We start from the raw sequence: 10,108 nt of genomic DNA, 5'->3' as shown, positions 1-10,108 counted from the left end.
AGAAGTGAAACGCCGTAGCGCCGATGGTAGTGTGGGGTCTCCCCATGCGAGAGTAGGACACTGCCAGGCATCAAATAAAGCCGAAAGCCCTGAACTGACGTTCAGGGCTTTTTGCTATGTGCAATACGTAAAAAAGCGCAGCTACGCTGCGCCTTTCAACCACTCGACAATAAAGTCGGCGATGCTTTCCGGTTGATTGAGATCCAGCTGCTTAGCTGAGATGGATAGTGGTCGGTCGCTGGCTACCGCCACGACAAACTGATCCAACATGTCTCCCAACGGTTTGCCGATCTCGGCCCTATAAAGCAGGATTTTGCTGACCGGCTCATGTTTAAACCCTTCAACAAGAATCAAATCGATCTTATCGGCATCAAAACGCTCTGCCAGGTAGCGTAGATCCAAAGGTTGTTGCTCCGGCGTTTCGGTCATTAATGCCCAGCGGCGATCGCTGGCGACCAGCGTTTGCTCGGCGCCCGCTTTACGCAGCTCATAGCTGTCTTTACCCGGCGTATCCACATCCATATCGTGATGCGTATGTTTGATCAGTCCAATCCTTACCTGGCGTTGTTTCAGCAACGGGATCAGCTGTTTGAGCAGGGTGGTTTTCCCCGTTCCGCTGTAGGCGCCGATGGCCAGCAAGGGGGGCAATGAACGATTCATTTCTTTAACTCTCGTGTTTGCTGCCAATGTCGGCAGTCTTCCGGCGTATTCAGGTTATGAAATGCCGCTTGTTGTCCGATGAACACCACGCGTTGTGCGTTAATCTGATGCAAGAACAGCATCAACTTGCGTTCACCGCGCGCCAGATAGTCGGCCAGCTGCGGCGCTATTTGGGTATGCAGTAACGCCAGCGTTGGGTGATCACGTTCGCCATCGCTGGCAAAGGCAGCCGGCGCTGCGCCTTTTTGCCGCCAGAGTTGTGCCACTAAGTCAGCGGGAAAGTCAGGGACGTCACAAGGGACGAAAACCACCCATTCGCTGGAAGATTGCTTGAGCCCGGCCAGCATACCGGCCAACGGCCCGGCGAAATCGGGCGTCAGATCGCCAATCACCGGCAAACCGCTCGCCTGGTAACATGCCTGATTGCGATTGGCACTGATGACGATGGAAGCCACCTGCGGCCGTAACCGAGCCAATATGTGTTGATAGAGTGCGATACCACCAATCGACACCAGGCCTTTGTCTTCACCGCCCATACGCGTGGCCCGTCCACCGGCCAAAATGACGCCGTTGATTTCTTTATGCATCTCGTTTATCCCGCCTTGTCGATGGGCTGATTGTAGCGCTAAAGCAGGCGTGACATCAGGATTTACCTTTATTGACAAGCCGGTTCTTTCACTGTGTGGGTAAGCCTGTTACTTTGTGAGTTTATTCATGCTATTGGACGATATTGAGATGAAAACGCATCGCGTAAACGAGTTGATCGAGCTGTTGCACCCGGCCTGGCAGGAAGATCCCGATCTCAATTTGATGCAGTTTTTGCAAAAGCTGGCGAAGGAAGCGGGCTTCCAGGGCGAGTTGTCCGAACTGAGCGACGATATTCTCATTTATCACCTGAAAATGCGCGGTAGCGCCGGCACGGATCAGATCCCGGGTCTGAAGAAAGATTACGAAGAAGATTTTAAAACGGCGCTGCTGCGCGCTCGCGGCGTTATCAAGGACTGATCCTCGTGCGGTGCGAGAAAGCATAGCGCGTGAAATGCGCCATTAATGCTACTATTTCTCATTCCCGGCACCGTGCTGTCAGCGATCAAACGAACGTTATGAATAACTCTGCTTTTAATTTCGAAACCCTGTCGCCCGATTTGATTATGGACGCGCTAGAAGGAGTTGGCCTGCGCGTCGATTCCGGCCTGACGGCACTGAACAGCTACGAGAACCGCGTCTATCAGTTTATGGACGAAGATCGCCGGCGCTACGTGGTGAAGTTTTACCGCCCGGAGCGCTGGAGCGCCGCACAGATCGGTGAGGAACATCAGTTCGCTCTGGATCTGGCCGGCGCAGAGATCCCGGCGGTGGCGCCGTTGGCGTTGCAAGGCGCTACGCTGCATACGCACGGCGGCTTTTTCTTTGCCCTGTTCCCCAGCGTGGGGGGCCGGCAATACGAGATAGACAATCTGGATCAGTTGGAATGGGTGGGCCGTTTTCTGGGGCGTATCCACCAGGTCGGCGGTGAGCGTTTGTTCGCTGAGCGGCCAACGATGGGGATTGAAGAGTACCTCACCGCCCCGCGTCAGGTGCTGGCCGATTGCGAGCTGCTACCGGCAACGCAGCGTGACGCGTTCCTGCAGGCGACGGATAATCTGATTGCGGCGATCAAGTCGCACTGGCATCTGAACTGGCAGCCGCGCCGTTTGCACGGTGATTGCCATCCGGGCAATATTCTGTGGCGCGATGGCCCGCTGTTCGTCGATCTTGATGACGCGCGCAACGGCCCGGCAGTGCAGGATCTGTGGATGTTGCTGCACGGCGAACGTCGCGATCAACTGATGCAGCTGGATGTCTTGCTGGAGGCGTATAGCGAATTTGCCGAGTTCGATCAGCGCGAGCTGGCGTTGATTGAACCACTGCGGGCGATGCGCATGGTGTATTACCTGGCCTGGGTCGCTCGCCGCTGGCAGGATCCGGCCTTCCCTAAGAGTTTTCCGTGGATGGCGGAGTCTGATTTCTGGTTGTCTCAGACTGCGGCCTTCACCGAACAGGTTAAGCTGTTGCAGGAGCCCCCTCTGCAGCTGACGCCAATGTATTGAAGCTTTAACACAATGGAGAGTTTAGTCTTATGAAAAAAATATGGTTGGCGCTCGTTGGCATGGTGATGGCATTCAGTGCCTCGGCGGCACAGTTTAGCGATGGCGCTCAGTATGTGACTCTGGACAAACCGGTGACCGGCGAGCCGCAGGTGTTGGAGTTCTTCTCCTTCTACTGCCCGCACTGCTACCAGTTCGAGCAGGTCTATCATGTGTCTGAGAACGTAAAGAAAGCGCTGCCTGCCGGCACCAAAATGACCAAGTACCACGTGGAGTTCCTGGGGCCGTTGGGCAAACAGCTGACTCAGGCGTGGGCGGTGGCGATGGCGCTGGGCGTGGAAGACAAGGTGAGCCCGCTGATGTTTGAAGCGGTGCAGAAAACCCAGACCGTGCAAACGCCGGACGATATCCGCAACGTCTTCGTGAAAGCGGGCGTGACCGCCGCAGATTATGACGCGGCCTGGAACAGCTTCGTGGTGAAATCTCTGGTGGTTCAACAGGAGAAAGCCGCAGAAGATCTGCAGCTGCGCGGCGTGCCGGCGGTATTCGTCAACGGCAAATACATGGTTAAAAACGATGGCCTGGACACCAGCTCGATGGACGCTTACGTGAAGCAGTTCGCCGATGTGGTTAAATTCCTCAGCCAGCAGAAATAAGCCTGATTCAACATGAAAAACGCCGGCATCGCCGGCGTTTTTTTATCCGTATTGCCGCTTCAATTTATCCAGCAACCGGTCTTTTTCCTGCCACAGCGTATTCAGCCACAGCTGGAAGCGCCGCTTGAACTGTTTGTCGTTGAAGTAGTCGCCGTGCAGGGTTTCATCGATCGGCAGCGTCTCTATTCTCACCACGATACGCGTCAGCCGCCCACACAGCATATCCATAAAAGGCCGCTGGTTATTTTCCGGATAGAGCAGAGTAACGTTCAACACTTTGTCGAACTGATTACCCAGCGCGCTGAGCGTAAACGCGATGCCGGCGGCTTTGGGCGCCAGCAAATTGCGATACGGCGAATTGCTTTTAATTTTCTTGGCTTCAGTGAAGCGCGAACCCTCGACGAAATTGACGATGGTGGTTGGACGCTGGCGGAATTTTTCGCAGGAACGGCGCGTCGTTTCGATATCCTTGCCGCGTTTTTCCGGGTGCTTGAGCAAATAGGCGCGGGAATAACGCTTCATGAATGGCATATCCAGCGCCCAGCAGGCCAGGCCGACAAAAGGCACCCAGGCGAGCTGTTGCTTGAGGAAATACTTATTCATTGGAATATGATTTCTGAACAGCACGCATAACACGACAATGTCCGACCAGCTTTCGTGGTTGCTGATCAGCAGATACCAGTTTTTGCGATCCAACCCTTCCAGCCCTTCAATATCCCAACGCAATTGCCCGTTAATGCGCAATAACAGCGCCAGCCCTTGGCACCAACACCACATCATGAAATCGGCGAAAGCCGAGATATATCGCCAAACGGCGGGAATGGGCACCAGGAGTTTCACGATGCCGGCCAGCGTGATGGGGATGGAGCACAACACCGTCACCAGAATGGTAAGTATGACGGAAATGATAAAGATAACAGGCGTTAACAATCTTGGCATGATTATGGGCTGACGGTTGTTGGGAACATCGTTGCATGCCAAAGCGCATGAACAAAAACGCATTTTAACAGAAATCGCCGGGGTAAAGCGCCGCTAAAAATCACTGTTTTTCGTCTCGATGGATAACCATTTGCTGAGTTTTCGTGCAACTTGTCCAGCTTGTGCTATGGTAATTGAGGCGCCGAATTTGATTAATAGTGCGATTAAAATCCGGCGAAAGTTATATCCACAAATTCAATAAATGCCAGTAATAAAGCGTCGCCGGAATTCGTTCTTTTAACGCGGTGATTTAAATAGGAATTTTATTCGCCGTTATAACGATAATCGCAGCGTTATAATTCGGTCTCTTTTCTATGCACAAAGTTATCCACAGGTAAGATCTTGCGGATCCTCGCACACAATCACATCATTTTCGTCCGCAATGCACGCTAAGGTTCGTCTCCGGCGGCCAGCTATGGCATGCTTACCCCTATGTCCGATCACGATAAAGAAACGCTATGGCCCAGATTGCAGAAAACCCACTAATCCTGGTTGACGGTTCCTCCTACCTCTACCGCGCTTATCACGCCTTCCCGCCGCTGACCAACTCGGCGGGCGAGCCGACCGGCGCGATGTACGGCGTGCTGAATATGCTGCGCAGCCTGCTGCTGCAGTATCAACCGAGCCACGTTGCCGTGGTGTTTGATGCCAAAGGGAAAACCTTCCGCGATGATCTCTTCGCTGAATACAAATCACACCGGCCGCCGATGCCGGACGATCTGCGCGCGCAGATCGAGCCGCTGCACAGCATGGTCAAGGCGATGGGCCTGCCGCTGCTGGTGACGCCCGGCGTTGAGGCGGACGACGTTATCGGTACGCTGGCGCTGGAGGCCGAAAAGGCCGGCCATGCGGTGCTGATCAGCACCGGCGACAAAGACATGGCGCAGCTGGTGACGCCGAACGTCACCCTAATCAACACTATGAACAACACGATCCTCGGCCCGCAGGAAGTGTGCGACAAGTACGGCATTCCGCCGGAGTTGATCATCGACTTCCTGGCGCTGATGGGCGATTCATCGGACAACATTCCCGGCGTACCGGGCGTGGGCGAGAAAACCGCCCAGGCGTTGCTGCAGGGGATCGGCGGGCTGGATGCGCTGTACGGCAATCTGGAGAACATCGCCACGCTGAGCTTCCGCGGCGCCAAAACCATGGCGGCCAAGCTGGAGCAGAACAAAGAGGTCGCGTACCTCTCCTATAAACTGGCGACGATCAAAACCGACGTCGAACTGGATCTGACCTGCGCGGACCTGACGGTATCCGAGCCGGATGTCGATACGCTGCAACAGCTGTTCAAACAGTACGAGTTCAAACGCTGGCTGGCGGACGTGGAAGCCGGCGTCTGGCTGGAAAACAAGAAAGGCGCGGGCGCGAAAGCTGCTGGTGTCGCCAAACCGGCAGCCGCCGTGGAAGCGCCGAAAGCCTTGGCGGAAGCCAAGCTGTCCCAGGACGGATATGTCACTATCCTGGATGAAGCGACCTTTACCGACTGGCTGGCGCGGCTGAAAAAGGCCGACGTGTTTGCCTTCGATACCGAAACCGACGGTCTGGATACCCTGACTGCCAACCTGATCGGCCTGTCCTTCGCGATCGCGCCGGGTGAAGCGGCTTATTTGCCGGTGGCGCACGATTACCTGGATGCGCCGGCGCAGCTGGATCGCGCTTATGTGCTGGAGGCGCTCAAGCCGCTGCTGGAGGACGAGAAGGCGCTCAAGGTCGGGCAAAACCTGAAGTTCGACATGAGCCTGCTGGCGCGCTACGGCATCGAGATGCGCGGCATCGCCTACGACACCATGCTGGAGTCCTATGTGCTGGACAGCGTCGGCGGCCGTCACGATATGGACAGCCTGGCCGATCGTTATCTGGGCCACAAAACCATCACCTTCGAAGAGATCGCCGGCAAGGGCAAAAACCAGCTGACGTTCAACCAGATCGCGCTGGAGCAGGCGGCGCCTTACGCCGCCGAAGACGCCGATGTCACGCTGCAGCTGCACCTGGCGATGTGGCCGCAGCTGAAACAGAGCGCGGAACTGCTGACGGTATTCAATGAGATTGAAATGCCGCTGCTGCCGGTGCTGTCGCATATCGAACGCACCGGGGTGCTGATCGATCCGGCCATTTTGTCGGCCCACTCCCAGGAGTTGGCCAAGCGTCTGGCAGAGTTGGAGGCGCAGGCCCACGAGCTGGCGGAAGAGCCGTTCAACCTGGCGTCGACCAAGCAGCTGCAGGCGATCCTGTACGAAAAACAAAAGCTGCCGGTGCTGAAGAAAACCCCGGGCGGGGCGCCGTCCACCAACGAAGAGGTGCTGGCCGAGCTGGCGCTGGACTACCCGCTGCCGAAGGTGATCCTGGAATACCGCGGCCTGGCGAAACTGAAGACCACCTATACCGACAAGCTGCCGCTGATGATCAATCCGGTCAGCGGCCGGGTGCATACCTCGTACCATCAGGCGGTGACCGCCACCGGCCGCCTCTCCTCGAGCGATCCGAACCTGCAGAATATCCCGGTGCGCAACGAAGAAGGGCGGCGCATTCGCCAGGCCTTTATTGCGCCGGAAGGCTACCGCATCGTTGCGGCCGACTACTCGCAGATCGAGCTGCGCATCATGGCGCATCTGTCACAGGATGAGGGGCTGCTGAAGGCCTTTGCCGAAGGGAAAGACATTCACCGTGCCACGGCGTCGGAAGTTTTCGGCGTGCCGTTGGATAAAGTGACCGGCGAGCAGCGCCGCAGCGCCAAGGCGATTAACTTTGGTTTGATTTACGGCATGAGCGCTTTCGGCCTGGCGCGTCAGTTGGGGATCCCGCGTGGGGAAGCCCAGCGCTATATGGATCTCTACTTCGAGCGTTACCCGGGCGTGCTGGATTACATGGAGCGCACCCGTCAGCAGGCTTCCGAGCAGGGCTATGTCAGCACGCTGGACGGCCGCCGTCTGTATCTGCCGGACGTCCGCTCCAGCAACGCCATGCGCCGCAAGGCGGCCGAGCGCGCCGCCATCAACGCCCCGATGCAGGGCACGGCAGCCGATATCATCAAGCGTGCGATGATCGAGGTCGACGCCTGGCTGCAAGGGCAGGAGAAGCCGTTGGTGCGCGCAATCATGCAGGTACACGATGAATTGGTGTTCGAGGTGCATGAATCGGTGATCGAAGAAGCCAGCCAGCGCATCCGCCAACTGATGGAAGGCAGCATGGCCCTGGCGGTGCCGCTGAAAGTCGATGTGGGCGTCGGCATGAACTGGGATGAAGCGCACTGATCGCCGTATGCGCTAACTGGCGAGAAGCTAAGCACTTTTCGTAATTAAGCTACAAGATGCGGCGATAGTTTCCCCAACTTCGCCGTTCTTGCGCCGCAGATTGTGTAAGTAAACTACAAAAAATTCTTTTTCCCTGCGAAAAAATGATGTAGAGTTACAGGCGTAGGGTACAGAGGTAAGATGTTCTATCTTTCAGACCTTTTACTTCACGTAATCGGATTTGGCTGAATATTTAGCCGCCCCAGTCAGTATTGACTGGGGCGTTTTTTATTGTAAAAACAGCAGCAAACCATACGTTTTTCCTATCGCTCGGCCCCGCTTTTCATTTCAGCTTTCGCTCCCTCAATCCGCGTAATTCGGCGAGACAAGCCCGTTTTGGCAATAAGTCTTTATGATGGCTTTATTTCAAAAGTGTAATTAGATAACAAAAAATCCCGCCTGCGGCCGATCTGCGGGCATAAAAAAGCCGATGCGGCTAGGCATCGGCTCAAGCGTGCGATCAGGGCTTATTCGCCGATGTCCTCTTCCGGCAGCACTTCCGGCGGGATCTCGTTAAACCAGGTGTCCAACTTCTGGCGCAGCTTGTCGACGCCGATCTTTTTCAGCGATGAGAAGGCTTCGACCTGGATATCCCCCATAAACGGCAGCACCGCTTCACGTACCATGTTGAGCTGCGCCTTGCGTGCGCCGGAGGCCAGCTTGTCGGCCTTGGTCAGCAACACCAGCACCGGCGTGCCGACGTCGACCGCCCACTGGATCATCTGCTGGTCGAGATCTTTCAGCGGATGGCGGATATCCATCAGCACCACCAGTCCTTTCAGGCTGTTACGCATCTGCAGGTATTCGCCCAGCGCGCGTTGCCATTTGCGCTTCATTTCTTCCGGCACTTCGGCGTAGCCATAACCTGGCAGGTCGACCAGACGAATGCCGTCTTCCACTTCGAACAGGTTGATCAGCTGGGTGCGCCCCGGCGTCTTACTGGTGCGCGCCAGGCTTTTTTGGTTGGTCAGCGTATTCAGCGCGCTGGATTTACCGGCGTTGGAACGGCCGGCAAAGGCGACTTCAATTCCTGCATCCCCCGGCAGATGGCGAATATCGGGTGCGCTGGTGACGAAATGGGTCACATGATAGTTGTAGTTCTTGCTGGTCAAAATTTTTCGTCTCCGTGAGGATGGCTAACTGGTTGGCGATTATAACTGCATCAGCGGTAAAAATGGCGTGTTTCTCCGTTTTTAAGCGGCGGGGCGCGATAAAACGACAGTTAAGCCGACCGTACGTTGTGAGACATTTGCCATTCGAATCGCGGGTAATGTCGCTTTATTCGAAAGTAATATTTCTGTTTTTATTTTAAAAACAACATGTTGTTTTTTCGTTGTGTGGAAATGTCAGTCAAATCGGCGTCAGGTGCCTTGAGCCTTCGCAACAATAACGTAAAGTACTCGTTAACGCAGGGTTGCGCAGGATTAGGGAACATCCGGGAAGGATGACAAATCTCAGGGAATGCACAGGGTGTGCAATGAGTGCCAGGATGAACGCAAAAGGAAGTGACCCTTTCGCACCGGAATAGGCGGCAGGCACATCGGATGGTGAAGTATCGGCAGTTTGGATGCCCGCAGGAAGCGCGCTCGGGAAGAGCGGATGCGAATGGATTGCGCCATGGACGATTTTCCTTTCAGGATGAAGGACGTAGTGGCAGGGAATGCGGTTATAGCAGAAGGAAAAACCGGGATGTTGCATGTACGCAAGGAGCGCGTAACAGGAATACCCTTCGCAAGAAGGTGCGAAATAGGCGGCAGGTTTAACCTGCCGCCTTTTTTCTTTGTCCGCTTTCTGCTAGATTCCGCCGCAATTCTATACTGAATCTACATACCTAAGAGCACACGCTATGAACCAGCCATCAAAAGCACCTCGCGGCAGCGCGGCGAAGTCAAAAACGAAAAAGAAAAGCCGTATGGAGCTCGATCAGGAAGCGCGCGAGCGCAAACGCCTGAAAAAACGCCGCGGCCACGCTTCCGGTTCACGCACCCAGGTTGAGTCCGGCAGCCAGAAAAACAAATCGGCGGCGGAAGCCAAAGATCCGCGTATCGGCAGTAAAGTGCCGGTTGCGCTGGTGGTCGACGAAACCAAAGTGAAGGCCAAACCGCAGCCGAAGCCAAAGGCCGAAGCGAAACCGCGCCTGTCGCCGGAAGAAGAGCTGGCGAAGCTGGAAAATGACGAACGCCTGAACGCGCTGCTGGATCGCATCGACGATGGCGAAACGTTGAACGCGCAAGAGCAGGCGTATGTCGACAAGACGCTGGATCGTATCGATGTGCTGATGGACGTGCTGGGCATCGAGCTGGGCGATGAAGACGACGAGGAAGAAGAAGAGAAGCAGGAAGATATTCTGAAGCTGCTGAAAGGCGGTAACCCGAAGGACGCCTTTTAACGCGCCATGTGGCTGATCCCGACAATAGCCCTACTCTTGATG

At 55.6% G+C, this 10,108-nt stretch carries 10 protein-coding genes; 6 read left to right on the top strand and 4 right to left on the bottom strand.

The features are described 5' to 3' along the window. Positions 1-141: 141 nt before the first annotated feature. Together mobB and mobA are read right to left on the bottom strand one after the other, a co-directional pair. Positions 142-660, bottom strand: a complete 519-nt coding sequence (gene mobB / locus ACJ8IJ_RS23110; protein WP_103086269.1) for a molybdopterin-guanine dinucleotide biosynthesis protein MobB — start codon at positions 658-660, stop codon at positions 142-144. Next, positions 657-1,247: a molybdenum cofactor guanylyltransferase MobA gene (gene mobA / locus ACJ8IJ_RS23105; protein WP_442518942.1), complete on the bottom strand. Its 591-nt coding sequence runs from the start codon at positions 1,245-1,247 to the stop codon at positions 657-659. Before mobA ends, mobB begins: the two co-directional genes overlap by 4 nt. A gap of 148 nt (positions 1,248-1,395) precedes the next feature. On the opposite strand from mobA, the gene ACJ8IJ_RS23100 reads away from it, so the two are divergent. The 3 genes from ACJ8IJ_RS23100 (at position 1,396) to dsbA (ending at position 3,403) form a co-directional block, all read left to right on the top strand. Next, complete coding sequence (locus tag ACJ8IJ_RS23100) at positions 1,396-1,665, top strand: YihD family protein (protein ID WP_004931268.1); 270 nt, start codon at positions 1,396-1,398, stop codon at positions 1,663-1,665. 98 nt (positions 1,666-1,763) lie between these two features. Further along, positions 1,764-2,750 (top strand): serine/threonine protein kinase, encoded by a 987-nt coding sequence (locus tag ACJ8IJ_RS23095; protein ID WP_033631372.1) that lies wholly within the window; start codon positions 1,764-1,766, stop codon positions 2,748-2,750. Between the two features lie 29 nt (positions 2,751-2,779). Continuing rightward, positions 2,780-3,403, top strand: a complete 624-nt coding sequence (dsbA, locus tag ACJ8IJ_RS23090; protein WP_004931264.1) for a thiol:disulfide interchange protein DsbA — start codon at positions 2,780-2,782, stop codon at positions 3,401-3,403. Positions 3,404-3,445: 42 nt separating this feature from the next. On the opposite strand, the gene ACJ8IJ_RS23085 is transcribed toward dsbA, so the two are convergent. Continuing rightward, entirely contained in the window at positions 3,446-4,342 is an 897-nt protein-coding gene (locus ACJ8IJ_RS23085) for an acyltransferase (RefSeq protein WP_015379457.1), read from the bottom strand. 497 nt (positions 4,343-4,839) lie between these two features. Here ACJ8IJ_RS23085 and polA point away from each other — a divergent pair, with 497 nt between their 5' ends. Next, positions 4,840-7,638 carry a DNA polymerase I gene (gene polA / locus ACJ8IJ_RS23080; RefSeq protein WP_004931261.1) on the top strand — a complete coding sequence of 933 codons (2,799 nt, stop codon included), beginning with the start codon at positions 4,840-4,842 and terminating at the stop codon, positions 7,636-7,638. Positions 7,639-7,818: 180 nt separating this feature from the next. Further along, complete coding sequence (locus ACJ8IJ_RS23075; RefSeq protein ID WP_071892919.1) at positions 7,819-7,866, top strand: spot 42 RNA, inhibition of DNA synthesis; 48 nt, start codon at positions 7,819-7,821, stop codon at positions 7,864-7,866. A 278-nt stretch (positions 7,867-8,144) separates the two neighbouring features. Here the strand turns inward: ACJ8IJ_RS23075 and yihA are convergent, their stop codons facing one another. After that, the gene (gene yihA / locus ACJ8IJ_RS23070; RefSeq protein WP_004931258.1) at positions 8,145-8,789 is read right to left on the bottom strand and encodes a ribosome biogenesis GTP-binding protein YihA/YsxC; all 645 of its coding nucleotides are present in this window, start codon (positions 8,787-8,789) and stop codon (positions 8,145-8,147) included. A 734-nt stretch (positions 8,790-9,523) separates the two neighbouring features. Between yihA and yihI the strand changes: the two genes are divergently transcribed. Next, on the top strand, positions 9,524-10,066 hold the full coding sequence (gene yihI, locus ACJ8IJ_RS23065; protein WP_015379455.1) for a Der GTPase-activating protein YihI: 543 nt from the start codon (positions 9,524-9,526) through the stop codon (positions 10,064-10,066). The last annotated feature ends 42 nt before the right edge of the window (positions 10,067-10,108 follow it).

The sequence above is a fragment of the Serratia sp. CY40230 genome (assembly GCF_052168835.1).
Lineage (GTDB): Bacteria > Pseudomonadota > Gammaproteobacteria > Enterobacterales > Enterobacteriaceae > Serratia > Serratia nematodiphila.
Note: the sequence above shows the minus strand (reverse complement) of the source record. Positions and strands in the feature narration are given on the sequence as shown.

Excerpts from the sequence above, each read along its gene's own strand:
- dsbA (WP_004931264.1), top strand. The coding sequence starts at position 2,780 with ATGAAAAAAATATGGTTGGCGCTCGTTGGCATGGTGATGGCATTCAGT.
- mobA (WP_442518942.1), bottom strand. The coding sequence starts at position 1,247 with ATGCATAAAGAAATCAACGGCGTCATTTTGGCCGGTGGACGGGCCACG.
- polA (WP_004931261.1), top strand. The coding sequence starts at position 4,840 with ATGGCCCAGATTGCAGAAAACCCACTAATCCTGGTTGACGGTTCCTCC.
- yihI (WP_015379455.1), top strand. The coding sequence starts at position 9,524 with ATGAACCAGCCATCAAAAGCACCTCGCGGCAGCGCGGCGAAGTCAAAA.
- ACJ8IJ_RS23100 (WP_004931268.1), top strand. The coding sequence starts at position 1,396 with ATGAAAACGCATCGCGTAAACGAGTTGATCGAGCTGTTGCACCCGGCC.
- ACJ8IJ_RS23085 (WP_015379457.1), bottom strand. The coding sequence starts at position 4,342 with ATGCCAAGATTGTTAACGCCTGTTATCTTTATCATTTCCGTCATACTT.
- ACJ8IJ_RS23095 (WP_033631372.1), top strand. The coding sequence starts at position 1,764 with ATGAATAACTCTGCTTTTAATTTCGAAACCCTGTCGCCCGATTTGATT.
- mobB (WP_103086269.1), bottom strand. The coding sequence starts at position 660 with ATGAATCGTTCATTGCCCCCCTTGCTGGCCATCGGCGCCTACAGCGGA.